The organism is Citrobacter sp. wls717 (assembly GCF_005280955.1).
Lineage (GTDB): Bacteria > Pseudomonadota > Gammaproteobacteria > Enterobacterales > Enterobacteriaceae > Citrobacter > Citrobacter werkmanii.
This window is the reverse complement of the sequence record NZ_SZWW01000001.1, coordinates 180,173-206,127: the sequence shown is the minus strand read 5'-3', so window position 1 is coordinate 206,127 and position 25,955 is coordinate 180,173. Positions and strand designations below refer to the sequence as shown.

At 52.8% G+C, this 25,955-nt stretch carries 23 protein-coding genes; 11 read left to right on the top strand and 12 right to left on the bottom strand.

Annotated features, from left to right (window positions below):
* Positions 1 to 54: 54 nt before the first annotated feature.
* Genes FDX09_RS00995 through araD form a run of 4 tightly spaced genes read left to right on the top strand, consistent with a single transcriptional unit; the run spans position 55 to position 3,761 of the window.
* Complete coding sequence (locus FDX09_RS00995) at positions 55 to 1,557, top strand: FGGY-family carbohydrate kinase (RefSeq protein WP_085049086.1); 1,503 nt, start codon at positions 55 to 57, stop codon at positions 1,555 to 1,557.
* A complete protein-coding gene (gene ulaD, locus FDX09_RS00990; RefSeq protein WP_038635237.1) occupies positions 1,557 to 2,219 on the top strand; it encodes a 3-keto-L-gulonate-6-phosphate decarboxylase UlaD in 663 nt (220 codons plus the stop codon). The genes FDX09_RS00995 and ulaD overlap by 1 nt, the downstream gene beginning before the upstream one ends.
* Entirely contained in the window at positions 2,212 to 3,072 is an 861-nt protein-coding gene (locus FDX09_RS00985; protein ID WP_137346663.1) for an L-ribulose-5-phosphate 3-epimerase, read from the top strand. Before ulaD ends, FDX09_RS00985 begins: the two co-directional genes overlap by 8 nt.
* The gene (gene araD / locus FDX09_RS00980) at positions 3,066 to 3,761 is read left to right on the top strand and encodes an L-ribulose-5-phosphate 4-epimerase (RefSeq protein WP_137346662.1); all 696 of its coding nucleotides are present in this window, start codon (positions 3,066 to 3,068) and stop codon (positions 3,759 to 3,761) included. Before FDX09_RS00985 ends, araD begins: the two co-directional genes overlap by 7 nt.
* 4 nt (positions 3,762 to 3,765) lie before the next feature.
* Here the strand turns inward: araD and FDX09_RS00975 are convergent, their stop codons facing one another.
* Positions 3,766 to 4,581: a helix-turn-helix domain-containing protein gene (locus tag FDX09_RS00975; RefSeq protein WP_038635243.1), complete on the bottom strand. Its 816-nt coding sequence runs from the start codon at positions 4,579 to 4,581 to the stop codon at positions 3,766 to 3,768.
* A gap of 252 nt (positions 4,582 to 4,833) precedes the next feature.
* Between FDX09_RS00975 and FDX09_RS00970 the strand changes: the two genes are divergently transcribed.
* Both FDX09_RS00970 and FDX09_RS00965 read left to right on the top strand, forming a co-directional pair.
* Positions 4,834 to 6,234, top strand: a complete 1,401-nt coding sequence (locus tag FDX09_RS00970; protein ID WP_137346661.1) for an MFS transporter — start codon at positions 4,834 to 4,836, stop codon at positions 6,232 to 6,234.
* A gap of 10 nt (positions 6,235 to 6,244) precedes the next feature.
* Positions 6,245 to 8,200, top strand: a complete 1,956-nt coding sequence (locus tag FDX09_RS00965; protein ID WP_137346660.1) for a glycoside hydrolase family 127 protein — start codon at positions 6,245 to 6,247, stop codon at positions 8,198 to 8,200.
* Between the two features lie 87 nt (positions 8,201 to 8,287).
* Here FDX09_RS00965 and FDX09_RS00960 read toward each other — a convergent pair whose 3' ends face one another.
* Positions 8,288 to 9,028 (bottom strand): MipA/OmpV family protein, encoded by a 741-nt coding sequence (locus FDX09_RS00960; RefSeq protein WP_038635252.1) that lies wholly within the window; start codon positions 9,026 to 9,028, stop codon positions 8,288 to 8,290.
* 121 nt (positions 9,029 to 9,149) lie between these two features.
* Here FDX09_RS00960 and FDX09_RS00955 point away from each other — a divergent pair, with 121 nt between their 5' ends.
* Positions 9,150 to 10,100, top strand: a complete 951-nt coding sequence (locus FDX09_RS00955) for a LysR family transcriptional regulator (protein WP_038635255.1) — start codon at positions 9,150 to 9,152, stop codon at positions 10,098 to 10,100.
* A 16-nt stretch (positions 10,101 to 10,116) separates the two neighbouring features.
* On the opposite strand, the gene FDX09_RS00950 is transcribed toward FDX09_RS00955, so the two are convergent.
* The 9 genes from FDX09_RS00950 to FDX09_RS00910 all read right to left on the bottom strand — a co-directional run bounded on the left by FDX09_RS00950 (position 10,117) and on the right by FDX09_RS00910 (position 20,424).
* Entirely contained in the window at positions 10,117 to 11,253 is a 1,137-nt protein-coding gene (locus FDX09_RS00950) for an HlyD family secretion protein (protein WP_038635258.1), read from the bottom strand.
* Between the two features lie 5 nt (positions 11,254 to 11,258).
* Entirely contained in the window at positions 11,259 to 11,582 is a 324-nt protein-coding gene (locus tag FDX09_RS00945; RefSeq protein WP_042311625.1) for a DUF3302 domain-containing protein, read from the bottom strand.
* Between the two features lie 333 nt (positions 11,583 to 11,915).
* A complete protein-coding gene (gene aldB / locus FDX09_RS00940) occupies positions 11,916 to 13,454 on the bottom strand; it encodes an aldehyde dehydrogenase AldB (RefSeq protein ID WP_137346659.1) in 1,539 nt (512 codons plus the stop codon).
* A 92-nt stretch (positions 13,455 to 13,546) separates the two neighbouring features.
* Positions 13,547 to 14,698, bottom strand: coding sequence for an L-threonine dehydrogenase (gene yiaY / locus FDX09_RS00935; RefSeq protein ID WP_137346658.1), 1,152 nt, complete (start codon positions 14,696 to 14,698; stop codon positions 13,547 to 13,549).
* A 185-nt stretch (positions 14,699 to 14,883) separates the two neighbouring features.
* Positions 14,884 to 16,731 (bottom strand): selenocysteine-specific translation elongation factor, encoded by a 1,848-nt coding sequence (gene selB / locus FDX09_RS00930; protein ID WP_085049091.1) that lies wholly within the window; start codon positions 16,729 to 16,731, stop codon positions 14,884 to 14,886.
* Positions 16,728 to 18,119: an L-seryl-tRNA(Sec) selenium transferase gene (gene selA / locus FDX09_RS00925; protein ID WP_137346657.1), complete on the bottom strand. Its 1,392-nt coding sequence runs from the start codon at positions 18,117 to 18,119 to the stop codon at positions 16,728 to 16,730. Before selA ends, selB begins: the two co-directional genes overlap by 4 nt.
* 98 nt (positions 18,120 to 18,217) lie before the next feature.
* A complete protein-coding gene (locus FDX09_RS00920) occupies positions 18,218 to 18,826 on the bottom strand; it encodes a glutathione S-transferase (RefSeq protein WP_085049093.1) in 609 nt (202 codons plus the stop codon).
* A 96-nt stretch (positions 18,827 to 18,922) separates the two neighbouring features.
* Positions 18,923 to 20,059 carry an HlyD family secretion protein gene (locus FDX09_RS00915; RefSeq protein ID WP_038635278.1) on the bottom strand — a complete coding sequence of 379 codons (1,137 nt, stop codon included), beginning with the start codon at positions 20,057 to 20,059 and terminating at the stop codon, positions 18,923 to 18,925.
* A 2-nt stretch (positions 20,060 to 20,061) separates the two neighbouring features.
* Positions 20,062 to 20,424: a DUF3302 domain-containing protein gene (locus FDX09_RS00910; protein WP_069323722.1), complete on the bottom strand. Its 363-nt coding sequence runs from the start codon at positions 20,422 to 20,424 to the stop codon at positions 20,062 to 20,064.
* A 529-nt stretch (positions 20,425 to 20,953) separates the two neighbouring features.
* Between FDX09_RS00910 and mtlA the strand changes: the two genes are divergently transcribed.
* The 3 genes from mtlA to mtlR all read left to right on the top strand — a co-directional run bounded on the left by mtlA (position 20,954) and on the right by mtlR (position 24,836).
* Complete coding sequence (gene mtlA / locus FDX09_RS00900; RefSeq protein WP_038635284.1) at positions 20,954 to 22,870, top strand: PTS mannitol transporter subunit IICBA; 1,917 nt, start codon at positions 20,954 to 20,956, stop codon at positions 22,868 to 22,870.
* Between the two features lie 230 nt (positions 22,871 to 23,100).
* Positions 23,101 to 24,249, top strand: coding sequence for a mannitol-1-phosphate 5-dehydrogenase (mtlD, locus tag FDX09_RS00895; protein WP_121529697.1), 1,149 nt, complete (start codon positions 23,101 to 23,103; stop codon positions 24,247 to 24,249).
* Positions 24,246 to 24,836 carry a mannitol operon repressor MtlR gene (gene mtlR, locus FDX09_RS00890; RefSeq protein WP_137346656.1) on the top strand — a complete coding sequence of 197 codons (591 nt, stop codon included), beginning with the start codon at positions 24,246 to 24,248 and terminating at the stop codon, positions 24,834 to 24,836. The genes mtlD and mtlR overlap by 4 nt, the downstream gene beginning before the upstream one ends.
* A 12-nt stretch (positions 24,837 to 24,848) precedes the next feature.
* Here the strand turns inward: mtlR and FDX09_RS00885 are convergent, their stop codons facing one another.
* Entirely contained in the window at positions 24,849 to 25,055 is a 207-nt protein-coding gene (locus FDX09_RS00885) for a hypothetical protein (protein ID WP_003827334.1), read from the bottom strand.
* Between the two features lie 293 nt (positions 25,056 to 25,348).
* Between FDX09_RS00885 and FDX09_RS00880 the strand changes: the two genes are divergently transcribed.
* A complete protein-coding gene (locus FDX09_RS00880; RefSeq protein WP_038635293.1) occupies positions 25,349 to 25,711 on the top strand; it encodes a YibL family ribosome-associated protein in 363 nt (120 codons plus the stop codon).
* The last annotated feature ends 244 nt before the right edge of the window (positions 25,712 to 25,955 follow it).

The following is a 25,955-nucleotide window of genomic DNA, read 5'->3' as shown; positions in this document are numbered from 1 at the left end:
AATACCCAAGGCCGGATACGCACAGCGCCATCCGGCAAAAATGAGATAACAAAGATGAGTGATAGAGAGACCTTTTGGCTAGGGATCGATTGTGGCGGTACGTATCTGAAAGCCGGTTTGTATGATGCCAAAGGTCATGAGCATGGAATTAACCGTCAATCGTTGCAGACCGTATCGCCATTACCGGGTTACGCCGAACGCGATATGCGCCAACTGTGGCAACAGTGTATCGCCACCATTGCCGGGCTGTTGAAACGCACCGGCGTATCCGGTGAACAAATCAAAGGCGTCGGTATCTCCGCTCAGGGCAAGGGACTGTTCCTTCTTGATAAACAGGATAAGCCGCTGGGCAATGCCATTCTCTCTTCCGACCGACGGGCGATGGACATCGTTCAGCGCTGGCAGCAGGATGGAATCCCCGCACAGCTCTACCCGATCACCCGCCAGACATTGTGGACCGGACATCCCGCATCCCTCCTGCGCTGGGTGAAAGAAAATGAACCGCAACGCTACGCGCAAATCGGCTGCGTCATGATGGGCCATGACTACCTGCGCTGGTGTTTAACCGGCGTGAAAGGCTGCGAAGAGAGCAACATCTCCGAGTCAAATCTCTACAACATGACGACAGGTCAGTACGACCCGCGTCTGACCCAGTGGCTGGGCATCAGTGAAGTCGACAATGCGCTACCGCCCATTGTCGGTTCAGCAGAAATATGCGGGGAAATCACCGCTCAAACGGCTGCCATAACCGGTCTGGCGGCGGGTACACCCGTCGTCGGCGGTCTGTTTGATGTGGTTTCCACCGCACTCTGCGCCGGGATCGAAGATGAACACACCCTCAACGCGGTGATGGGGACCTGGGCTGTCACCAGCGGGATCGCTCACGGCCTGCGCGACCACGAAGCGCATCCTTACGTCTATGGCCGCTATGTCAATGACGGGCAGTACATCGTTCACGAAGCCAGCCCGACCTCTTCCGGCAATCTGGAGTGGTTTACCGCCCAATGGGGCGAACTCTCTTTTGATGAGGTCAACCAGGCCGTTGCCAGCTTGCCGAAAGCCAGTAGCAATCTTTTGTTCCTGCCTTTTTTGTATGGCAGTAACGCCGGGCTGGAGATGACCAGCGGTTTTTATGGCATGCAGGCTTTACACACTCGCGCCCACTTATTGCAAGCCATCTACGAAGGCGTGGTTTTCAGCCATATGACCCATCTCAACCGCATGCGCGAACGTTTTACGCAGGCCCATACCCTGCGCGTTACCGGTGGTCCGGCGCACTCCAACGTCTGGATGCAAATGCTGGCGGACGTCAGCGGTTTACGTATCGAACTGCCGCAGGTTGAAGAGACCGGCTGCTTTGGCGCAGCGCTCGCCGCCCGCGTCGGCACCGGTGTTTATCACAATTTCAGCGATGCCCAGCGCAGCTTACAGCATCCGGTACGCACCCTGTTGCCGGACGCCGCGGCGCATGCGAACTATCAGCGCAAATACCGCCAATACCAGAATTTAATTACCGCACTGCAGGGCTATCACGCCCGTATTAAGGAGCACGAATAATGAGTCGACCATTACTGCAACTGGCGCTTGACCACACGAATCTGCAAGCGGCCCAACGCGATGTCGCTCTGTTACAGGAAAGTGTCGATATCGTTGAGGCCGGCACGATTCTCTGTTTAACCGAAGGTCTGGGCGCGGTGAAAGCGCTGCGCGCTCAGTGCCCAAATAAAATTATCGTCGCCGACTGGAAGGTGGCCGACGCAGGTGAAACCCTCGCCCAGCAAGCGTTTGGCGCAGGCGCCAACTGGATGACCATCATCTGCGCCGCGCCCCTCGCTACCGTAGAAAAAGGTCATAGCGTCGCACAGTCCTGCGGCGGTGAAATTCAGATGGAACTGTTCGGCAACTGGACCCTGGATGATGCCCGCGACTGGTATCGCGTTGGCGTTCGCCAAGCGATTTACCACCGTGGACGCGATGCGCAGGCCAGCGGTCAACAGTGGGGGGAAGCGGACCTGGCGCGGATGAAGGCGCTTTCCGATATTGGTCTGGAGCTGTCGATTACCGGTGGTATTACGCCTGCCGACCTGCCGCTGTTTCGCGACATCAACGTCAAAGCCTTTATCGCCGGACGCGCGCTGGCGGGAGCACAAAACCCGGCGCAGGTGGCCGCCGAATTCCATGCGCAAATCGACGCCATCTGGGGAGCACAGTATGCGTAACCATCCGTTAGGTATCTATGAAAAAGCGCTGGCGAAAGACCTCACCTGGCCGGAACGGCTGGTGCTGGCGAAGAGCTGCGGTTTTGATTTCGTTGAAATGTCGGTAGATGAAACCGATGAACGTCTGTCTCGCCTTGACTGGACATCTGCCCAGCGCGCATCGCTGGTGAGCGCGATGCTGGAAACCGGCGTGGCCATTCCTTCCATGTGCCTGTCAGCCCACCGCCGCTTTCCCTTTGGCAGTCGCGATGAAGCCGTCCGCGCCCGGGCACGCGACATCATGACCAAAGCCATCCGCCTGGCCCGGGATTTAGGTATTCGTACCATTCAACTGGCCGGTTACGACGTCTATTACGAAGAACATGACGAAGGTACACAGCAGCGCTTTGCCGAGGGGCTGGCATGGGCAGTTGAGCAAGCCGCCGCCGCGCAGGTGATGCTGGCGGTAGAAATCATGGATACCGCATTTATGAACTCGATCAGCAAGTGGAAAAAGTGGGATGAAATGCTCTCATCGCCGTGGTTCACCGTCTACCCGGACGTGGGCAACCTCAGCGCCTGGGGTAACGACGTCAAAGCTGAATTGACGTTGGGCATCGACCGTATCGCCGCTATCCATCTGAAGGACACGCTGCCGGTAACCGAAACCCATCCGGGCCAGTTTCGCGATGTACCCTTTGGCGAAGGATGCGTGGACTTTGTGGGCATCTTCAAAACGCTGCATGAGCTGAACTATCGCGGATCGTTTCTGATTGAAATGTGGACGGAAAAAGCAAAAGAACCGGTGCTGGAAATTATCCAGGCCCGACGCTGGATAGAAGACCGTATGCAGGAAGGAGGTTTTCCATGTTAGAACAACTGAAAGCCGAGGTGTTGGCGGCGAACCTGGCGCTGCCGGCACATGGTTTAGTCACCTTTACCTGGGGTAACGTCAGCGCAGTGGATGAAACACGCAAACTGATGGTTATCAAGCCATCCGGCGTGGAATATGACGTGATGACCGCCGACGATATGGTGGTGGTGGATATCGCCAGCGGCAACGTGGTTGAAGGCAGTAAAAAACCCTCGTCTGACACGCCAACCCATCTGGCGCTGTATCGCCGTTACCCTGAGATCGGCGGTATTGTGCACACGCACTCACGCCACGCGACAATCTGGTCGCAAGCGGGTCTTGAGCTCCCGGCATGGGGTACCACGCATGCCGATTACTTTTACGGCACTATCCCATGCACCCGACTGATGACCGTGGAAGAGATCAACGGTGAATATGAATACCAGACCGGCGAAGTCATCATTAAAACGTTCGAGCAACGGGACCTGAACCCGATGCAGGTTCCGGCGGTACTGGTGCATTCACACGGCCCGTTCGCCTGGGGTAAAAACGCCGCGGATGCTGTGCATAACGCCGTGGTACTAGAGGAGTGCGCCTATATGGGGCTGTTCTCACGCCAGTTGGCCCCACAGTTACCGGATATGCAGGCTGAGTTGCTGGATAAACACTATCTGCGTAAACACGGTGCGAATGCCTATTACGGACAGTAGCATGTCAGGCGCTATTGATATGTTCTTTGCAATAGCGCCGTTTCCAGGCCGCGGGCGTCAGGCTGGTATGCTTGCGGAAGATTTTGCGAAAATAGCCCACGTCGTTAAATCCACATCTCCTCGCCACTTCAGTGAGCGACAGCGAATCGCTGATTAACAGTTTTTCTGCCGCCCTCACCCGTTGCCGATGCAACGCTTCGGTGAGGGTCAGCCGAAAAGCGCCACGGAAAACACGTCCCAGATAGTCTGCATTGCAATGCAGTTCTTTCGCCAGCGTTGAAGCGCCAATCGGCAGGTGGAACTGAGTGTGGATCATTTGCTGCGCTTTCCACGCCAGCGCATTCCCGGGGCGATCAACAGGTTGCTCGCTGGCGGCCGCGGATATTTGCTGCAAAATCAACAGCAGGATCAGTTCCAGCGCCATGCTGCGATGAATATTTTCCTGCTCGTGTAAGAACTGGCGGAACAGTGAAATAATATATTGCGGCTCGCTCACCCGGGTATGCTGGGGAATCGCAAGTAACGGTTGTGTTGATGAAGCATCGTTTCCTGTCGTTAACTCAAAGTGCAGCCAGTAAAATTTTAAATCGGGCGGAAATTGTCCCACGCCAATATGTAAGCGATGCGGCCACAGCAGCAGACTTTCCCCGGCACTAACAGAAAAAATGTTACTGCCTTCGCGAATCGTTAATGTCCCTTTTTCAACAAAGATTATTTCCCAGGATTGCAATTGCCGCGCAGGATGGCTACCGATGCCGCGTGAAATAAATAACCCACCGTTTTGCACTTTAATCGGCAGAGACATGGACAATTCGAGCATATATATTCAAATTCCCGCTTTTTGTATTAATTAAACCGGCCTTTACCTTTGATTATTCACGATAAAATTGCTTTTCGCCGGATCGAAATCACATTTTCCCAATGAAGTCGGAATTGTCATCTTTTTATACTTTTCTCTTCCCTTGTTGACCCAAACATAACGTGCAAAATTAATCATGTATTTTGCAAATTACATCCAAATAACCCGCGGCGTAGCGGGATACTTTCCGAATATCACTTCCGGGAGTTATTTATGACTTCGGCTCCGATTACGACATCTGATTTGGCACAGCGTGCGCAAGACGACAAATTATCCCTGCGTGAAAAAATAGGTTATGGGTTAGGCGATGCAGGCGGGACGGTCATTACCTGCCTGATCATGAATTTCCTGACGTTCTTCTACACGGATGTCTTCGGGCTAACGCCCGCGCTGGTCGGCACATTGTTTATTGCCCTGCGCGTGTTTGATGCGATTTCCGACCCCATCATGGGCGTTCTCGCCGACCGTACGCAAAGCCGCTGGGGACGCTTCCGCCCCTGGCAACTATGGGTCGCGGTTCCTATTGGCATTATTGGCGTGCTCACATTTACCGTCCCAGACGCCAGCATGGGCGTAAAAATCGCCTGGGCATTCTGCACCTATCTGTTGCTCTCCGTCGGCTATACCGCCATCAACGTACCGTACTGTGCGCTGATTAACACCATGACCACCCGCCACAACGAGGTGATCGCCTGCCAGTCCTGGCGCTTTGTGCTGTGCGGCGTGGCGGGTTTTCTTGTCTCCGTCGGCCTGCCGTGGATGGTGGATGTGCTGGGCCAGGGCAATGCCGCGCAGGGTTACCAGTTCGGTGTCGGCGTGCTCTGCGCCGTTGCAGTGGTCATGTTCCTGTGCTGCTTCTTCTGGGTGCGTGAGCGTGTTCCGCTGGCGATGATGGGGAAATTTACCCTGCGCGAACATATTGGCGGCCTGCGCAAAAATGACCAGTTGCTGCTGATGCTGGTGATGTCGTTCCTGCTGATCAACGTCTTTAATATTCGCGGCGGCGGGTACATGTACTTCATTACCTATGTGCTGGAAGGCAGCACCGCTTACACATCGCTGTTTTTCACCATGGTCACCTTCGCCTCTATCATCGGTTCAGTGCTCGTCAGCCCGCTGACCCGTGGGTTCGATACCGTCAAACTCTATTACTACACCAACCTGGTGTTGGCGGCGCTGGCGGTGCTGATGTGGTTCTTGCCAACCGGCCCGGCTTATCAGACATTGTGGCTGGCGGTTATCCTCGGGAACGGCATTATCCTGGGCTTCACGCTACCGCTGCACTTCTCGCTGATGGCCTTCGCCGATGATTACGGCGAATGGAAAACCGGCGTGCGCTCTTCCGGCATGAATTTCGCCTTCAACCTGTTCTTCATCAAACTGGCCTGGGCCTCCAGCGCGGGGATCATCAGCCTGTTGTTTATCTTTGTCGCCTATCAGCCCGGCGCCGGTAATCAAACCGCCAGCTCGCTGCAAGGGATTACTGCCATGGAGACGCTGCTGCCCGCACTGTTCCACCTGCTGCTGGCGCTGTCTGTTCGCATCTGCAAACTCAATAACCCGATGATGTCGCGCATTGCCACCGATCTGCGTCAGCGTCATATACAGCCTTAAGGAGCACGAAATGAACGTACTGGAAGTCGACCTGCATAAGCTCACGGTCAGCGATCCGTTCCTCGGACAATATCAGCAACTTGTGCGTGACGTGGTGATCCCCTACCAGTGGGATGCGCTCAATGACCGCATTCCAGAAGCGGAGCCAAGCCATGCGATCGAGAATTTCCGCATCGCCGCAGGCCTTCAGGAAGGCGAGTTTTACGGGATGGTTTTTCAGGACAGCGACGTGGCGAAATGGCTGGAAGCCGTCGCCTGGTCGCTGTGCCAGAAACCCGATGCTGAACTTGAGAAAACTGCCGATGAGGTTATTGAACTGGTCGCCGCCGCCCAGTGTGATGATGGCTACCTCAATACGTATTTTACGGTCAAAGCGCCGGATGAACGCTGGACTAACCTCGCTGAGTGTCATGAGTTGTACTGTGCGGGTCATTTGATTGAAGCGGGCGTCGCTTTCTACCAGGCGACGGGGAAACGTCGTCTGTTAGAGGTGGTGTGCCGCCTGGCAGATCATATCGACAGCGTTTTTGGGCTGGGAGAAGATCAACTGCGCGGCTACCCCGGACACCCGGAAATCGAGCTGGCATTAATGCGTTTGTACGAAGTCACTCAGCAACCACGCTATATGGCGCTGGTAAATTACTTTGTTGAGCAACGCGGTGCGCAACCTCATTTTTATGACGAAGAGTACAAAAAACGCGGCCAAACGTCTTACTGGCACACCTACGGTCCGGCGTGGATGGTGAAGGATAAGCCCTATAGCCAGGCACACCAGCCTGTTTCAGAGCAGCAAACGGCTATCGGTCACGCCGTCCGTTTTGTTTATCTGATGACCGGCGTGGCGCATCTGGCACGCTTAAGTCAGGACGAAAGCAAGCGTCAGGATTGTTTGCGTCTGTGGAACAATATGGCCCAGCGTCAGTTGTATATCACCGGCGGGATCGGCTCGCAAAGCAGCGGCGAGGCGTTTAGCAGCGATTACGATCTGCCCAACGATTCCGTATACGCCGAAAGCTGCGCCTCAATCGGGCTGATGATGTTCGCCCGCCGGATGCTGGAAATGGAAGCCGACAGCCAGTATGCCGACGTGATGGAGCGCGCCCTGTATAACACGGTACTTGGCGGCATGGCGCTGGACGGGAAGCACTTCTTCTACGTTAACCCGCTGGAGGTGCATCCTAAATCGTTAAAATTCAATCATATTTACGACCATGTGAAGCCCGTTCGCCAGCGCTGGTTTGGCTGCGCCTGCTGCCCGCCCAATATCGCCCGCGTACTCACTTCTATTGGCCATTACATCTATACGCCACGTCAGGACGCACTGTATATCAACATGTATGTGGGCAATAGCATGGAAGTTCCTGTGGCAGACGGTGTGCTTAAGCTGCGCATTAACGGAAATTACCCGTGGCATGAGCAGGTAACAATCGCCATTGAATCACCGCTGCCGGTCGATCATACCCTCGCGTTACGCCTGCCTGACTGGTGTACCGCGCCGCAGATTTTGCTGAATGGTCAACCGGTTACACAAGATATACGGAAAGGCTATTTGCACATCAGCCGAACGTGGCTGGAGGGGGATACGCTAAGCCTGACCCTGCCGATGCCCGTGCGTCGCGTATACGGAAACCCACTGGTGCGCCATGTTGCCGGTAAGGTCGCCATTCAGCGTGGGCCGCTGGTGTATTGCCTGGAGCAGGCCGACAACGGCGAAGAGTTGCATAACTTGTGGCTGCCAAAAGAGAGTGAGTTCAGGGTCTTTGAGGGTAAGGGACTGTTCAGCCATAAGATGTTAATTCAGGCGGAAGGCGTGAAGCAAAGTGCCCGCAATGCGGCACAACAAGCGTTGTGGCACTACGATGTTTCACCAGCTTCGCGTCAGGCGCATACGCTGACGTTCATTCCGTGGTTTAGCTGGGCAAACCGTGGTGAAGGCGAAATGCGAATCTGGATAAACGAGCAGTAATGATGACGATGGATGGCGGCAGTTAGCCCCATCCGTCAAGGCATCATGAAAAGATTGCCCTCCTCCCTGAGGACAAACGGGTGAGAATCAGAAACGCCAGGTCAGACCGGACATCAAGGTAAAGCTGTCATCGCGATCAACCATCGGGCTATTTTTAATGTCATCCGGCAGCACGCTATAGTTGGCGCTGGCCAGCAGCGTCAGGTTGCTGGTCAACGCGTATTTAGCGGACAGGCCAACATACGGTGTCCAGCTGTCCCCTGGGGAGTAGCTTGATAACCCACTACGGCGGGATTCATTGCCAGAGATGCCGTAGTAATATTCGTTGAAGTTTTCGTCATAGTAGAGCACGCCAATCGCCGGCGTCAGCGTCAGCTTGCCCATTGGCATTTGGCGGAACATAGACATTTCCGCCACCCAGCCATTGCTGTTATCCAGCACATCCGCTGCGGCAGAGACCTTCACGCTGCCCCATTTTTCATGGTGATACCATGCGGCACCCGCCATCGCGGTTGCATCACGCTTGTCCAGTTGCTTCATCGCATGATCGTCGTTATCACCGGGATCAAACTCAAGCGGCATGTAAGAAGCAGTAATGCTAAATTCATTACTTTCACTTTTTGAAAGAATATAGCCTAACGTTGTTTGCCTAAAATAAAATGATTCACTTTCATAACTGATAAGTGGTACTGCATGAACATTATCATTATATCCACGATAAGGAGATTCATTATATACAGCGCCACCGCCAATAGAAAACTCTGCGGCAGTTGCACTCGCCATAAAAGAAAAGGCGAACAGCGCCACAATATTGCGTTTAATTAACATGCCAACATTCCATTTTAAAATAAGCCACAAAGCGGGTGCATAATAATGCTTACAATTTCATCGATGCAACTTCCATATTTATATAGTAATATATACAAACATATATATATTGGGTTTGGCGATGAACAAATTACAACTCAAACACCGGGAACTGAAGATTATTTCGGTAATTGCTGCCAGTGAAAACATCAGTCATGCCGCTACGGTTCTCGGCATCGCACAGGCTAATGTCAGCAAGTACCTTGCTGATTTTGAATCAAAAGTTGGGCTAAAGGTCTTTGATCGCACCACCCGCCAGTTGACCCTGACGCCCTTTGGTGTAGCGCTGCTGCCTTACATCAATGACATGCTGGACAGAAACGATCAGCTAAATAGTTTCATCGCTGATTATAAGCATGAAAAACGTGGCAAGGTAACGGTATATGCACCAACCGGAATTATTGCTTACTTATCGCAACATGTTATTGCAAAAATTCAGGATATCGGTGGTATTACTCTCTCGCTGAAAACCTGCAATCTTGAACGGAAAGCATTTTATGAAGGTGTAGATTTCCCGGATGATTGTGACGTTTTAATTACCTATGCGCATCCCAAAGATGAATCACTGGTCGCCAGCTTTATTACCAAATATGCAGTGATGGCGTTTGCCAGCCCTGAATATATCAAACAGCATCCCATTAACAGCCCTGATGAGCTGGAAAATCATTCCTGTATTTTAATCGACTCCATGATGATTGATGATGCCAATATCTGGCGCTTCAGCTCCGCCGGCGGCAAGGAAATGCATGATTATCGGGTGACCGGAAACTACGTCTGTGACAATACGCAATCCGCGCTGGCGCTGGCGCGTAATCATCTGGGCATTGTTTTTGCGCCTTATGCGAGTATACAAAAAGACGTTCAGTCCGGATTGTTGGTTCCCTGTTTCTCCGAACAGCACGAATGGTGGCTGGATTTAGTGGCGATTTTCCGCAAGCGTGAATACCAGCCCTGGCGTGTACAGTTTATTCTCGACGCAATGTTAGCGGAGATACGTCAGCAGCTTACTCAGACGCTACAGCTGTCTGAGTAAGCTAAATAGCCTGCACCTAGTGGTCGAGATACAGGTAATGCACCCAGCTGGTCATCCGCAACAAGACTTTGCGCATGATTGACACATGTTCGAAGTGGTCAGAGTAAACGGCGACCTGGGCGTAAATCCCATCAGGTAACGCGCTCACGTCCGCATTGTCGTTCAGCTCAATCGTGGCGATCACCCCTTCTGAACCGGGTGTAGAGTTTAAGGATTGCAACGCCCCGTTCGACTGGTATGTACCACCCGGTACAGCCGGGCTGATAGCCGCCAGTTTGCCGCTAAATACCTTCCCCGGCAGGGCGTTAAACACCACTTCCGCTTCATCGCCTGGCTCCAGTCGCAGCAGTGAGTTTTGACGGAACTGGGCGATAATTTGCCGTTTCTGTTCCGGGATAAACACCATCACCGGACGCATAGGCAGCGCGGCGGCATAGGTTCCGGGGCGCATCAACACCTGCGTAACGTAACCATCGCTGGGCGCACGAACCACGGTCTGGTCAAGGTTAAACTCCGCTTCGGCGAGTTGTGCCTTCAGGCTGGCAATTTGCGAATTTTCACCCAGTACCAGGCTGTCTAACTGGCTCTGGATTTGCTGTTGCTCCGCAATAGACGATTTCACCGATGCTTCCTGCGCCAGATAGTTTTGGCGCGCCGCATCGATATCGCGTTCAGAAAAAGGGTTGACCTTCGCCTGACTCCCCTGCGCATAGCGCTGGTAATCTTTTGCCAGCTTGTCACGCGTGGCCTTTGCCTGTTGCGTGTTGGCTTTCATTTCGTCTAGCTGCGCAACCAGCGCCTGCTCTTTATGCTGAGCGGTGACAATATCGGCTTTCAGGCGATCAACCCGCGCCTGATAACGTCCAGGATTAAGTTTAAACAGAACTTCGCCTTTTTTGATCAGCGTATTCTTCTTATCCGTCACTTCCGTTACAACCCCCGTGACCTGCGGCACGACGGGAATAGAAATTACCGCTTTTTGCGCCTTAAAGGTATACGGATGGTTATAATTCATCAGTAATATAAGCCCGCAAACAATGAAAATACCACCCAATGCTGCAGTGGGTACCGTCCATTTATTTACAGGAATTTTAAAAATTTTAAATATCGACCATGCGCATGCCACATAGGTCAGAACAATCAGTAAATCCATCGATATTACTCCGCCGGAGAGGTCTTAACCTCACCCAGTTTCTTTTCCAGGTCGGCAACCCGCGCCTGAAGCTGGATCAGGGAAGAATCCGCGCTCTGCATACCCCACCCGCGCTCCGGACGATAAAGCGTTGCCCAGATCCATAAAAAGGGCCAAATAACATGTAAGGTAAACAAGCTAACCCAGCCCGCAACATGTATTGCATCGGCATGAGGATGGTTACGTTTCTTTGCAATAAGATAGGGAATATCATGCAGAATAATAATCCCGTAAAAAATGACCAGGAATACAAAAATAAGCACTCCTAATGCAAAATAATCAAGGAACATATTTGCCTCAGGGATTTAAATTAAAGAACTTGGCTGCTATTTATTTAAAAAATAGAGTTGATAATAGTAGTGGAATGACCAGATTGGGTGCAATGGGGTTATTTATATAACGATATATGAGTTTCTATATATACCCGTCGTCTTTCGAGCTGCTTCTTTGTTGGCTGCGTTCACTCACCCCAGTCACCTACCGGAGTAAGCTCCTGGGGATTCCCTCTCTTGCCGCCTCGAAGCAACACGAAATCCATAGGGTACCCTTGTCATACTTTGAACTGCAGGACATAACTTGATGCCCGGTACGCTAAATGCGACCGGGCGGTAAGTGACGGGATATTAAAACAGCCCCAGCGGTTTATCAGAGTAGCTCACCAACAGGCATTTGGTTTGCTGATAGTGCTCAAGCATCATTTTGTGTGTCTCACGCCCAATGCCCGACTGCTTATAGCCGCCGAACGCCGCATGTGCCGGATAAGCATGGTAGCAGTTGGTCCAGACACGCCCCGCCTGAATCCCGCGGCCCATCTTGTACGCGAGATTTCCGTTACGGCTCCAGACGCCAGCGCCAAGTCCATATTGGGTGTCATTGGCAATTTCCAGCGCTTCGTCCATGGTTTTAAAGGTCGTAACAGCCAGCACCGGGCCGAAGATCTCCTCCTGGAAAACCCGCATGTTGTTCTTACCAAACAGAATGGTCGGTTCGAGGTAGTAACCCTCTTTTAACTCACCATCCAACTGCTTACGCCGTCCACCGGTCAGGACATCCGCCCCTTCTTTCTTACCAATATCGATGTAATTCAGAATGGTTTCCAGTTGACCATGCGACACCTGCGCACCCATTTGCGTCACACTGTCTAACGGGTTGCCGCTACGGATACTCTCTACCCGGCGAATGGCTCTTTCCATAAAGCGTTCGTAAATGGATTCCTGTACCAGCGCGCGGCTCGGACAGGTACACACTTCGCCCTGGTTGAAGGCAAACAGCGCAAAGCCTTCCAGCGCCTTATCAAAGAACGCATCTTCTTCATCCATCACGTCCGCGAAGAAGATATTGGGCGATTTCCCACCCAGCTCCAGGGTGACGGGAATAATGTTCTGCGTAGCATACTGCATGATCTGCTGGCCGACTTCCGTTGAGCCGGTAAACGCCACTTTCGCAATACGTTTAGACGTCGCCAGATATTCACCGATTTCCCCACCCGCGCCGTTTACCACGTTCACGACACCAGGCGGGAGCAGATCGCCAATGACCTCCATCAGCAGCAGCACGGACAGCGGCGTCAGGCGCGCAGGTTTAAGCACCACGCAGTTACCCGCCGCCAGTGCGGGCGCCATCTTCCAACTGGCCATTAGCAGCGGGAAGTTCCACGGGATAATTTGCCCGACCACGCCAAGAGGCTCATGGAAATGATAAGCCACGGTCTCACTATCAACCTCGCTGATTCCCCCTTCCTGCGCACGAATACAGGAGGCGAAATAGCGGAAATGGTCAATCGCCAGCGGCGCGTCTGCCGCGCTGGTTTCACGGATGGGTTTACCGTTATCCCAGGTTTCTGCCGTCGCCAGCAGTTCCAGGTTTTGTTCCATACGATCGGCGATTTTAAACAGAATCGCCGCTCTGTCCTGCACGGATGTCTGCGCCCATTTATCTTTTATTTTGTGCGCGGCATCCAGTGCCAGATCGATATCCTTCTTACCGGAAGAGGCCACTTCGCACAGCAATTGCCCGGTGACCGGCGTCAGGTTTTGGTAATACTCGCCGTCCACCGGCGCGACCCAGTCACCGCCGATAAAGTTATCGTATCGGGCCTTTAACTTCAGAGGGTAACCATACTCGCCGGGATAAATACGCGTTGAAGGGGGGTTATTGGTCATGACCGTCTCCTTGCTGTAGGGGTACTACAAGGGTAGACGGGGCTGGCGAATAATTCGCCAGCCTTTTACTGCTTTACGACAGGTATCACGAATTACATCGCAGCGCGATAAATCGCCATGATTTCGTCATGAGTCGCCTGAATCGGGTTAGTGAAACCACAGGCGTCTTTCAGGGCATTGGTCGCCAGAACGGCAAAATCTTCTTCCTTCACGTTCAGCTCACGCAGACCGGCCGGAATATTCACTTTCTGCGCCAGTCCACGGATCGCCGCGATACAGGCTTCCGCCCCTTGCTCTGCACTCAGTCCAGCAACGTTAACGCCCATCGCAGCCGCGCAATCACGCAGACGAGCGGCAGCCACTTTGCTATTGAAAACCTGTACATGCGGCAGCAGCACGGCGTTACATACACCGTGTGGCAGATCGTAGAAGCCACCCAACTGGTGCGCCATGGCGTGCACGTAACCCAGAGAGGCGTTGTTAAATGCCATGCCTGCGAGGAACTGTGCGTAAGCCATGGCTTCACGTGCCTGAGCATTGCTGCCATCTTCAACGGCAACCGGCAGATTTTCCGCAATCATGGTGACCGCTTTCAGCGCACACGCATCGGTAATCGGGGTTGCAGCAATAGAAACGTAGGCTTCGATAGCGTGGGTCAGCGCATCCATACCGGTAGCCGCCGTCAGAGACTTCGGCATACCGACCATCAGCGAGGAGTCATTGACCGACAGCAGCGGAGTGACGTGCTTGTCGACAATCGCCATTTTGATATGGCGTTCTTCATCGGTAATGATGCAGAAACGGGTCATTTCAGATGCCGTACCCGCCGTGGTGTTGATGGCAATCATCGGCAACTGCGGTTTTGCAGAGCGGTCAACGCCTTCGTAATCGCCGATATAGCCACCGTTAGCGGCCACCAGCGCAATGCCTTTCGCACAATCGTGTGGCGAACCGCCGCCGAGAGAAATAACGCTATCACAGTCGTTTTCTTTCAACATTTTCAGGCCAGCAGCTACGTTACTGGTCGTCGGGTTAGGATGCGTACCATCGTAAATTACGCTGAAAATATCATGTTCCTGTAATGCTTTTTGAATCTCGCCAGCCATACCTAATTTGGTCAACATGGCATCCGTGACAATCAGCGTGCGGCGAAAACCATATTCAGCCATGGTATTCATCGCGTCTTTTAATGAATCAGCGCCGATTATATTCACAGAAGGAATAAAAAATGTTGAAGCAGCCATTGTACGATCCTTAATTACTCTAAAGAGTCAGGAAGCATACGTGTGCATTTTCCAGCAAAATATGATCGCGGTTGTTATTTTAATCACATTCAAAATAAAAAAGCACATTAGGTTCATAATCTAATGTGCTGATTGCAATCAATATATATTTTGTATTAATTCATTTAATCTCTGAATTAATTGTTTCATTGTTTTTCAGGAAACAGTAAGGCATCGCGTAATAAATGATCATTCCCGCGACGACGCGTAAAACCAATGCGGTCAAAATATTCCAGAATCTGGATAGCCAATTTACGCCCCACGTTAAGCCTGTCGCGAAAATCGGCGGCGCAGGTCGATCCTTTCTCCTGGTCCAGCTCGCGGATCATATTGGCGAAAGACACAATGCGATCGTTACGATAATAACGATCTTTCACGATCGCAGTAATAATGCCTTGCTGCGCCGCTTGTCGTAATACCACGCGCATCATTTGCTCATCCGTCCCGGTCTGTTTTGCCAGGTCGCGCACCCACCACGGCTCATCGCCAAAAAGCGGTTCTGCTTTTTGCCAGATAGCCTGCTGTTCATCGCTGAAACCCGCCTTGTGATCCGGCAAATGCAGCCAACCGTGATGGCTATGGATAGCGCCGCTCTCGCGCATCTTTTCAATCAGCAGCAATACCAGCGCTTCATCTTCCATCGGCAACGCCATACGACGCAGGCGTTCGCGCCCTGGCCCTGGCTCATCACGGTGCTGTTCGTGATAGGTCGCCAGCGTATCGAGGACTTTTCGCTGCCAACGCGCGGCAACGGGAGCATTCAACAGGCTATACCCCGCCTGAATAAAACCATGTTGCTCAATCAACGGACGCATACCGTTACCATTGAGCTGACGCGCCCAGGCGAAGTCAGGAATATTCACCGCCCCGCGCGACAGATGCAGCGCCAGGGCGTCGCCGTCGGTGTGCGCATTTTCGAGCGCCGACAACCACTGCAGATATTCCGGTTTACGCTTTCCGCGGCGCGGTGGGTTGAGCGTGACGACGCGTGCGCCAGCCAGCGTCGTGCGAGCAGAAATATCGCGCAGCACCAGGCGGTCGTTATCGGCGAGCCACAGCGGTGTATCAAACACCAGTTCCGCCAGCGTTCCTTCAAGCAATGAGATGCGCCCGGTGACATGGCTGGCCGCGTGGTGAATATGCAGCGGTTGCCACTGCATCAGCGGCGCGGCATGCTCTAAAGAGACAATCACGCGGGTAAAAGCCTCTGGCGGGACATCTGAAAGCAGCCAGTCGCCGCGATTTAGCGCTTCTTTTTGCGCATCACCGGCAATATTCAGCGCAATACGCTGCCCGGCATGAGCATGCTCAGTAGCCTGATTTTGCGCATGCAAGCTACGTACGCGCATTGGCTTGTTGACGCCCGTCAGCCACAGCGTATCACCGACATTCACTTCACCGCTGAGCGCCGTCCCGGTCACCACCAGCCCTGCGCCTTTAACCGTAAAAGCACGGTCAATCGCCAGACGGAAGCTGTGATCGCGGGCATGCTCGCGCGAGGTTAATTGCAATAAATGGTCGCGTAGTTCTTCGATCCCACGGCCTTCACTGGCGGCAGTCACAAACAGAGCCGCATCGGCAAAACCATAGTTTTCCAGCGTGGTGTGTACCTCTTCGCGCACTGTATTGATGCGGTCCTCATCCACGCGATCGGCTTTCGTGAGCGCTACGGTGATTTGCGGATTGCCCGTCAGTTGCAGAATTTGCAAATGTTCACGCGTTTGCGCCATCACGCCATCATCACAGGCGACAACCAGCAGCGCGTGGTCGATACCGCCTACACCCGCCAGCATGTTGGACAAAAACTTTTCATGTCCGGGAACATCAATAAACCCCAGCACCTGCCCATCCGGCTGCGGCCAGTAGGCATAGCCGAGATCGATGGTCATGCCACGCTTTTTTTCCTCCGGCAGACGGTCGGCATTCACGCCCGTAATTGCCTGTAATAACGTTGTTTTTCCGTGGTCAACGTGTCCGGCGGTTGCAATAATCATTTCAGCATCATCTCCATAAACCGGGTCTCGTCTTCAAGGCAGCGCAGATCCAGCCACATGCGGCCATCATAAATTCGTCCAATGATCGGCACGGGCAACGCACGCCAGCGGGCGGCCAGCGCGTCGAGGCGACTACCGCGCCCGTCATGTGGGGTAAAGGTCAATGCCGCGCTGGGTAACCTGTCGACAGGTAACGAACCGCTACCAATCTGCGACAGGCAAGGCATCACATTCAAAGCAAACTCGTCGCAGTAACGATCGGCAAGCTGCGCCTGTAATTGCTGGGCCTGCGTGTGGATCGCCTCTTGCGAGCGGGTGAGCTGGCGTAATGTCGGCAACTTCGCCGCCAGCGCTTCCGGATGCAGATAGAGCCGCAGCGTTGCTTCCAGCGCCGCCAGCGTCATTTTATCTGCCCGTAACGCACGTTTCAGCGGATGGCTCTGTAAGCGCGCGATCATCTCTTTTTTACCGACGATAATTCCGGCCTGTGGCCCACCCAGCAGTTTATCGCCAGAGAAACTCACCAGACTCACGCCTGCGGCAATCAGTTGCTGCGGCATTGGCTCCTGCGGCAAACCATACTGGCTGAGATCGACCAGCGAACCGCTGCCGAGATCCGCCACCACAGGTACATCCAGCTCCCGGCCAATGGCGGCCAACTCTGCCTCATCCACCGACTTCGTAAAGCCTTCAATGCTGTAATTACTTGTATGCACCTTCATCAGCAGGCCGGTATTTTCATTCACCGCCTGACGGTAATCCTTCGCGTGGGTCCGGTTGGTGGTACCCACTTCGCGTAGCGTACATCCGGCCTGACACATCACATCAGGAATACGAAACGCGCCGCCAATTTCCACCAGCTCACCGCGCGAAACGACCACCTCTTTGCCGTTAGCCGTGGCGGCCAGCATCAGCAGAACCGCTGCCGCATTGTTATTCACGATACAAGCGTCTTCGGCCCCCGTCAGGCGACAGAGTAAATCCGCCAACGCCCGATCCCGATGTCCGCGCCCGGCATCATCCAGGCTGTATTCCAGCGTCACCGGCGTGCGCATCGCCTGCACCACCGCATCGATGGCTTCCTCGGCCTGCGACGCACGACCCAGGTTAGTATGCAGCACCGTTCCGGTCAGATTAATCACTGGACGCAACGCGCTTTGCGATTCACGTTCCAGCCGGGCTCTGGCTTCTTGCGTCCAGTCCTCACACCATGCCGGGAGCGCGTGGGCGTCGCGAATGGCTTCTCTGGCTTCGTCGAGCATGTGACGCAGCAGGTCAACTACCCGGGTGTGACCGTGGGATTCACGTAAGGCGGAGAAAGCGCTATCGCGCAATAGACGATCGATAGCAGGAAGCTGGCTGTAGAGTGAACGCATGTCGGTTGTCATGAAAGGGCCTGGCTGTTGGTGGCCCTCTCCACCGCGGAGAGGGCTATCGATATAGGAAGGATTGTATCGTGACTTTGCTCAGGCGGACATAACGTGTATCAAGCCTTTGGCGGTTCCGTACGGGCAAAACTTTCGCGTTGAAAGAGCGTTTCCACCAGTTTGACCAGACGCGGGCGGTCCACACACCAGCCGGGCGCGACCCGACGGAAATTGAGATAGCCGACAGCGCAGGCAATCGCAATGGTGGCCAGGTTAACCGTATCCGTTTTCAGCGTACCGTCCGCCAGATAGCCTTCCAGCACATCCAGACTGCGGGTGATTTTCTCCCGCTGGCGTAACAACTCAGTTTCTGACTGCTGTGCGGCGGGGCGAGCCTGTTCGCGTACCGAGACTAAACCGGCATCCATAATGCCGTCTGCCAGCGCTTCCAACTGACGCACCTTCAGCGCCGCCAGCGGTTCACGCGGCAACATAGCTGGCGCAATTTCCAGCAGCTCTATGTATTCCGCGATGATTGGAGAATCAAACCAATACTCGCCTTCATCAGTAACCAGCGCGGGCACTTTTCCTAACGGGTTATAGCGCGCCACGCCGCTATCCGCGTTGTAGGGGAGTTCATTTACAAATTCGAAGGTGATGCCCTTTTCCAGTAACAGAATAGAAATTTTACGCACAAAAGGGCTGGTATAGCTGCCAATGAGTTTCATGCCGGGTCCTTTTTGCCAACAAAAAGCTATGCCCAACGATTGGGGGACACAGCTTAGTATGGCTCAGGTCAGCGCAAATGGCAGGTGATGACGGTCTCAATGATCCAAATAAAGGTAATGCATCCAGCTGGTCATGCGCAGCAGCACTTTACGCATCACCGACACATGGGCGAAATGGTCGGAATAGACCGCCACCTGGGCATAGATACCGTCCGGCAGCGCATCTACCTCGGCATTCGGATCCAGTTCAATGGTTGCCATTACGCCATCGGTACCCGGTACTACTGTTAAGGATTGTAATGCCCCCTGCGCCTGATAAGAACCTCCCGGCACAACGGGAAGGATACTGGTCAGCTTGCCGCTAAACACCTGGCCTGGCAGCGCGTTGAATACCACTTCGGCTTCATCGCCCGGTTCAAGACGCAGCAGTGAATTCTGGCGGAATTGCGCCACGATTTGCCGTTTTTGTTCAGGAATAAATACCATCACGGGTCGCAGAGGCAACGCGGCGGCGTAAGTCCCCGGGCGAATAAGCACCTGCGTGACGTAACCGTTGCTGGGCGCACGCACAACGGTCTGTTCAAGATTATATTTGGCTTCGGCAAGCTGGGCGCGCAGGGAGGCGACCTGGGATTGCTCACCGTTGACCATACTGTCTAACTGGCTCTGAATCTGGGTCTGTTCCGCTACTGAGCCTTTTACCAGCGCATCCTGAGCCAGATAGTTCTGGCGGGCATTGTCGATATCACTTTCGGAAAACGGGTTAACCTTCGCCTGGCTACCCTTCAAATAGCGCTGATAATCTTTATACAGGCGGTCACGTTCAGCAGACACGCGAGTGGTATTAGCGACCGCTTCCGACAGTTGCGCTTTCAAATTGTCGATGTTGTGGGTCGCGGTGACCAGGTCGGCCTGCAGCCGGTCAACTCGCGCCTGATAACGCACAGGATCGAGTTTAAATAACACTTCGCCTTTTTTAATCAGCTGATTATTTTTATCTGTTACCTCACTAACAATTCCTGTGACCTGTGGAGTGACGGGAATTGAAATAACCGCTTTTTGCGCCGTAAAGGTATACGGATGGTTATAGTTCATTAATAAGATGAGTCCCGCCACAATAAACACCCCACCTAATGCTGCGGTGGCAAGCGTCCACTGGTTTACCGGAATACGAAATATTTTAAAGATGGCCCAGGCGAATGCCACATAAGTCAGGACAATTAACAAATCCATGATTAAATCTCCGGAAAGGTGGAGTTATCGATTTTTTTATCCCCATCCAGTTTTTTTTCCAACTGGGCTATGCGCGCGGCCAGCACGGCGATTTCAGGGTCAGGTTCCTTTCCGGTCGGCGTGATGTGCGACTGCATCCCCCACCCCTTTTCGGGCTGGTAGAGCGTGGCCCAAATCCACAGGAACGGCCAAATAACATGCAACGTAAAAAGACTTACCCACCCTGCCGTATGGATAGCGTCGGCATGCGGATGGTTGCGCTTTTTAGCGATGTTATAGGGAATGTCATGGATGGCGATGATTCCGTAAAACAGAACCAGAAAAACGAAGATCAGCACGCCTAACGCGAAATAATTTAGAAACATACCTGCCTCGAATTCACGCTAATTAGAGTTTTTTATGCCGGCAGCCGTACGCATCCTGGCTGATGCTTTGAACATAACCGCAGTTTGCGGTTTTCGCCATACCACAAAAAAAATATTTTTTCTGGTTTTAAGTTGCTTTATCTGGCAAGAAAAATATGAGCTCCAGAACCCGTCGCAGATCACATTTGGTTAAACCGAGACAAAAATACTTTGTGAATCACATCACAAAAATTCAACAAACAGCAAATACAAAAACGTGAATAAGATCACATTTAACCGCCATTTTTCGCGATTACTTGCACTGTGATGTTTTTTTGTACCATTATTTTGTGATGAAAATCACATTAACTGACACCACACACCCTATATTTACGTGACCAACATCACATTAAAGGCCGTCGACTGGACAGTTGAACGATTCAGTGCCAGATTTCGCAGTATCTACAGGGTCCGGCTACCTCCTGCCGCTACATTAACAAACCTCGGGCTTTCAGCCTGCGCGATAGCAAACATAAGAAGGGGTGTTTTTATGTCATCCGATATTAAGATCAAGGTGCAAAGCTTTGGTCGATTCCTCAGCAATATGGTGATGCCAAATATCGGCGCGTTTATCGCGTGGGGTATTATCACCGCATTATTCATTCCGACAGGGTGGTTGCCGAACGAAACGCTGGCGAAGCTGGTCGGTCCGATGATCACCTATCTGCTGCCGCTGCTGATCGGTTATACCGGTGGTAAGCTGGTGGGCGGAGAGCGTGGCGGCGTGGTTGGTGCTATCACCACCATGGGCGTTATCGTCGGCGCGGATATGCCGATGTTCCTTGGCTCCATGATCGCAGGCCCGCTGGGCGGCTACTGCATCAAAAAATTCGATAACTGGGTAGACGGTAAGATCAAATCCGGTTTTGAGATGCTGGTGAATAACTTCTCCGCAGGCATCATCGGTATGATCCTCGCCATCCTGGCTTTCCTCGGCATTGGTCCATTGGTTGAAGGTCTGTCCAAAATTCTGGCGGCAGGCGTTAACTTCATGGTTGTCCATGACATGCTGCCGCTGGCGTCTATCTTCGTTGAACCGGCAAAAATCCTGTTCCTCAACAACGCCATCAACCACGGTATTTTCTCACCGCTGGGTATTCAGCAGTCCCATGAGATGGGCAAATCCATCTTCTTCCTGATTGAAGCTAACCCAGGTCCGGGTATGGGCGTCCTGCTGGCGTACATGTTCTTTGGTCGCGGCAGCGCTAAGCAGTCTGCGGGCGGCGCGGCTATCATCCACTTCCTGGGCGGTATCCACGAAATTTACTTCCCGTACGTGCTGATGAACCCACGTCTGATTCTGGCCGTTATCCTTGGCGGTATGACTGGCGTATTCACCCTGACCATCCTGAATGGCGGTCTGGTTTCTCCGGCTTCTCCTGGCTCGATTCTGGCCGTGCTGGCGATGACGCCAAAAGGCGCTTACTTCGCAAACATCGCTGCTATCTGTGCCGCCATGGCGGTCTCCTTTGTGGTCTCAGCTATCCTGCTGAAAACCAGCAAAGTGAAAGAAGAAGACGATATTGATGCGGCGACCCGTCGTATGCAGGACATGAAAGCGGAATCTAAAGGCGCATCTCCGCTGGCGGCTGGCGACGTGACCAACGACCTGAGCCATGTACGTAAAATCATCGTGGCTTGCGATGCCGGTATGGGTTCCAGCGCCATGGGCGCAGGCGTACTGCGTAAGAAAGTGCAGGATGCCGGTCTGTCTCAGATTTCCGTCACCAACAGCGCGATTAACAATCTGCCGCCGGATGTGGATCTGGTCATTACCCACCGCGACCTGACTGAACGTGCGATGCGTCAGGTGCCTCAGGCACAGCACATCTCGCTGACTAACTTCCTCGACAGCGGTCTGTATACCAGCCTGACCGAACGTCTGGTCGCTGCACAGCGCCACAACGTGAACGAAGAGAAAGTCCGCGATCACCTGAAAGACAGCTTTGATGAGGGTGATACCCATCTGTTCAAACTGGGTGCGGAAAATATCTTCCTTGGCCGGAAAGCCTCTAACAAAGAAGAAGCGATTCGCTTTGCCGGTGAACAACTGGTGAAAGGCGGCTATGTTGAGCCGGAATACGTCGATGCCATGCTGGACCGCGAAAAGCTGACGCCGACTTACCTCGGTGAATCCATCGCAGTACCGCACGGTACGGTAGAAGCCAAAGACCGGGTGCTGAAAACCGGCGTGGTGTTCTGCCAGTACCCGGAAGGCGTACGCTTTGGTGAAGAAGAAGACGATATTGCCCGTCTGGTCATTGGTATCGCCGCACGTAACAATGAGCACATCCAGGTCATCACCAGCCTGACCAACGCGCTGGATGATGAATCCGTGATCGAACGTCTGGCCCATACCACCAGCGTGGATGAAGTTCTGGAACTGCTGGCAGGTAAAAAAGCTTAACAGTTAAGTATCTCCAAAATAGTTCGAGCTGCAGGAAGGCGGCAACGCAGTGAATCCCCAGGAGCGTACATAAGTACGTGACTGGGGTGAGCGAGGAGAGCCAACGCATCTGCAGTTCGAAATATGAAGGCGAGATCCTCTCCCTTGTGGAGAGGGTTAGGTTGAGGGGAAAGCTATGCGGTCCCTCACCCCAGCCCTCTTGGGTAAAAACATTAATGAAGGTTAATACTATGAAAGCATTACATTTTGGCGCAGGTAATATCGGTCGTGGCTTTATCGGCAAACTGCTGGCGGACGCGGGGATACAGCTGACGTTTGCAGATGTAAACCAGGTCGTGCTCGATGCCCTGAATGCCCGTCATAGCTATCAGGTTCATGTTGTGGGTGAAAACGAGCAGGTTGATACCGTTTCCGGCGTCAACGCCGTCAGCAGCATCGGCGATGATGTCGTCGATCTGATTGCCCACGTTGATTTAATCACTACTGCCGTAGGTCCGGTTGTGCTTGAGCGTATCGCTCCGGCCATCGCTAAAGGGCTGGTAAAACGCAAAGCGCAGGGCATCTCTACCCCGCTGAATATCATCGCCTGTGAAAACATGGTGCGCGGAACCACGCAACTGAAAGGCCACGTCATGAACGCGCTGGCAGATGAAGACAAAGCCTGGGTTGAAGAACATGTTGGCTTTGTCGATTCCGCCGTGGATCGCATCGTGCCGCCATCTGCTTCTGCGACCAACGATCCGCTGGAAGTTACCGTCGAAACATTTAGCGAGTGGATTGTCGACCAAACGCAGTTCAAAGGCGAGCTGCCAAACATCCCGGGAATGGAATTAACTGATAACCTGATGGCATTTGTCGAACGTAAACTCTTCACGCTGAACACCGGGCATGCTATAACCGCGTACCTCGGAAAATTGACCGGTCATCAGACCATCCGTGACGCGATTCTCGACGAGAAAATCCGCGCAGTGGTAAAAGGTGCAATGGAAGAGAGCGGCGCGGTACTGATCAAACGCTACGGTTTTGATGCCGATAAACACGCGGCTTATATCCAGAAGATCCTCGGTCGTTTTGAAAACCCGTATCTGAAAGATGATGTTGAGCGCGTTGGACGTCAGCCGCTGCGTAAACTGAGTGCAGGCGACCGTCTGATTAAACCGCTGCTGGGCACGCTTGAGTATGGTCTACCGCACGTTAATCTGGTTACCGGTATTGCTGCTGCAATGCATTACCGCAGTGAAGAAGATCCGCAGGCACAGGAACTGGCCGCGCTGATTGACGAAAAAGGTCCACAGGCCGCGCTGGCGCAGGTATCCGGTCTGGATGCCAACAGTGATGTGGTGGCGGAGGCGGTTAACGCATATAACGCGACCAAATGATAGAGAATGTGGCGCAGGTCAGCCTGCGCACGAATGACAGATTGTCAGATATGCAGGCAATAATGGAACAAACGCAGGCCTTTGAAAATCGTGTGCTTGAGCGTCTGAATGCTGGCAAAACCGTACGCAGCTTCCTCATCACCGCCGTAGAACTGCTCACCGAGGCGGTGAATATCCTTGTGCTTCAGGTATTTCGCAAAGATGACTATGCGGTGAAATATGCCGTAGAACCGTTGCTCGACGGCGACGGTCCATTGGGCGATCTTTCGGTTCGTTTGAAGCTAATCTACGGTCTGGGCGTACTCAGCCGCCCGGAGTATGAAGATGCGGAGCTTCTGATGGCGCTGCGGGAAGAGCTGAATCACGACGGCAATGAGTATGCGTTTACCGACGACGAGATTCTTGGGCCGTTTGGCGAGCTTCACTGCGTGACGGCACTCCCGCCACCGCCACAGTTTGATACCTCAGACTCAGGTTTGCACGCCATGCAAATCCAGCGCTACCAGCAAATGGTACGCTCCACGATGGTACTTTCCCTGACCGAGCTGATTTCTAAAATCAGCTTAAAAAAAGCCTTTCAAAAATAAGGCCATGCAGGCTTATTTCTCTTCCTGCTGCGGTCGATAAAGCTGTCGATAGTACGCCAGACGTTGCAGATACAGCTGCGCATTCTCCTGCGGTATTTCAGAAGGGACAACGTTGCGCGGCGGTGTTTTATTCAGATACTCACGAAAAGCCTGGCTTGAGGCCATGAAATCAACAGTCTTATCAATAAGGACCGAAACATTCTCACCTATTTTCGCCATAATCTTCCCTCCTCCATGTATTAACCACGCTTAGCCTGCGCGGTTGATCATTTAAGTTTAGGATCGGTTGGGCGATTATATTGAGGAAAACGTGCTTCGCTATCAACCCGCCAACAGAAAGCGCCATCGCCGATCTTATTGCTTAAAATTCCTTATCAATCAAAAACGTAATATTATCATTAGCTGATTAATACTTGCGGCATTTGATTATTTATCTTCGATTTGTTGTGAAGAATCCCGCTCTGCGCGCATACTATAGGATATACGTTCTATTTTTTATCAGAAGCTATCCTATGAAAGAAGTCGAAAAAAACGAAATTAAACGCCTGAGCGATCGCCTGGACGCTATCCGCCACCAGCAGGCTGACCTGTCGCTGGTTGAAGCCGCTGACAAATATGCCGAGCTGGAAAAAGAGAAAGAAACCCTGGAAGCCGAGATCGCGCGCCTGCGTGAAGTACACGGCCAGAAGCTGAGCAAAGAAGCGCACAAGCTAACGAAACTTCCCTTTCGCCGCGCCATTACCAAAAAAGAACAGGCCGACATGGGCAAGCTGAAGAAAAGCGTGCGTGGTCTGATTGTCGTCCACCCGATGACCGAACTTGGCCGTGAAATGGGCCTGAAAGAGATGACAGGCTTCGCAAAAACCGAGTTCTGATCTCCTGCCGGGCAACATCCGTTTGCCCGGTCTTTCCCGCACCACCAATTGGCCCTACCAATTATAACCAGATCCTACCATCACCTCACATTTCATTAAAATTCGCGTACAATACCGTTGCCAATAAATAACATCTGATTAACCATTCATTGTCATTACCCCTACACAACAATATTGGCAGGGCCACTTTTACACATAATGTGACGAAGAGATGAGCAAAGACTCATTTCATTATGTCTGAGGC

Excerpts from the sequence above, each read along its gene's own strand:
- ulaD (WP_038635237.1), top strand. The coding sequence starts at position 1,557 with ATGAGTCGACCATTACTGCAACTGGCGCTTGACCACACGAATCTGCAA.
- FDX09_RS00970 (WP_137346661.1), top strand. The coding sequence starts at position 4,834 with ATGACTTCGGCTCCGATTACGACATCTGATTTGGCACAGCGTGCGCAA.
- FDX09_RS00995 (WP_085049086.1), top strand. The coding sequence starts at position 55 with ATGAGTGATAGAGAGACCTTTTGGCTAGGGATCGATTGTGGCGGTACG.
- FDX09_RS00885 (WP_003827334.1), bottom strand. The coding sequence starts at position 25,055 with ATGGCGAAAATAGGTGAGAATGTTTCGGTCCTTATTGATAAGACTGTT.
- FDX09_RS00915 (WP_038635278.1), bottom strand. The coding sequence starts at position 20,059 with ATGGATTTGTTAATTGTCCTGACTTATGTGGCATTCGCCTGGGCCATC.
- FDX09_RS00910 (WP_069323722.1), bottom strand. The coding sequence starts at position 20,424 with ATGTTTCTAAATTATTTCGCGTTAGGCGTGCTGATCTTCGTTTTTCTG.
- araD (WP_137346662.1), top strand. The coding sequence starts at position 3,066 with ATGTTAGAACAACTGAAAGCCGAGGTGTTGGCGGCGAACCTGGCGCTG.
- FDX09_RS00880 (WP_038635293.1), top strand. The coding sequence starts at position 25,349 with ATGAAAGAAGTCGAAAAAAACGAAATTAAACGCCTGAGCGATCGCCTG.
- aldB (WP_137346659.1), bottom strand. The coding sequence starts at position 13,454 with ATGACCAATAACCCCCCTTCAACGCGTATTTATCCCGGCGAGTATGGT.
- FDX09_RS00920 (WP_085049093.1), bottom strand. The coding sequence starts at position 18,826 with ATGAAACTCATTGGCAGCTATACCAGCCCTTTTGTGCGTAAAATTTCT.
- FDX09_RS00955 (WP_038635255.1), top strand. The coding sequence starts at position 9,150 with ATGAACAAATTACAACTCAAACACCGGGAACTGAAGATTATTTCGGTA.
- FDX09_RS00985 (WP_137346663.1), top strand. The coding sequence starts at position 2,212 with ATGCGTAACCATCCGTTAGGTATCTATGAAAAAGCGCTGGCGAAAGAC.
- FDX09_RS00960 (WP_038635252.1), bottom strand. The coding sequence starts at position 9,028 with ATGTTAATTAAACGCAATATTGTGGCGCTGTTCGCCTTTTCTTTTATG.
- FDX09_RS00965 (WP_137346660.1), top strand. The coding sequence starts at position 6,245 with ATGAACGTACTGGAAGTCGACCTGCATAAGCTCACGGTCAGCGATCCG.
- FDX09_RS00975 (WP_038635243.1), bottom strand. The coding sequence starts at position 4,581 with ATGCTCGAATTGTCCATGTCTCTGCCGATTAAAGTGCAAAACGGTGGG.
- FDX09_RS00950 (WP_038635258.1), bottom strand. The coding sequence starts at position 11,253 with ATGGATTTACTGATTGTTCTGACCTATGTGGCATGCGCATGGTCGATA.
- selA (WP_137346657.1), bottom strand. The coding sequence starts at position 18,119 with ATGACAACCGACATGCGTTCACTCTACAGCCAGCTTCCTGCTATCGAT.
- selB (WP_085049091.1), bottom strand. The coding sequence starts at position 16,731 with ATGATTATTGCAACCGCCGGACACGTTGACCACGGAAAAACAACGTTA.
- mtlR (WP_137346656.1), top strand. The coding sequence starts at position 24,246 with ATGATAGAGAATGTGGCGCAGGTCAGCCTGCGCACGAATGACAGATTG.
- mtlD (WP_121529697.1), top strand. The coding sequence starts at position 23,101 with ATGAAAGCATTACATTTTGGCGCAGGTAATATCGGTCGTGGCTTTATC.
- yiaY (WP_137346658.1), bottom strand. The coding sequence starts at position 14,698 with ATGGCTGCTTCAACATTTTTTATTCCTTCTGTGAATATAATCGGCGCT.
- mtlA (WP_038635284.1), top strand. The coding sequence starts at position 20,954 with ATGTCATCCGATATTAAGATCAAGGTGCAAAGCTTTGGTCGATTCCTC.
- FDX09_RS00945 (WP_042311625.1), bottom strand. The coding sequence starts at position 11,582 with ATGTTCCTTGATTATTTTGCATTAGGAGTGCTTATTTTTGTATTCCTG.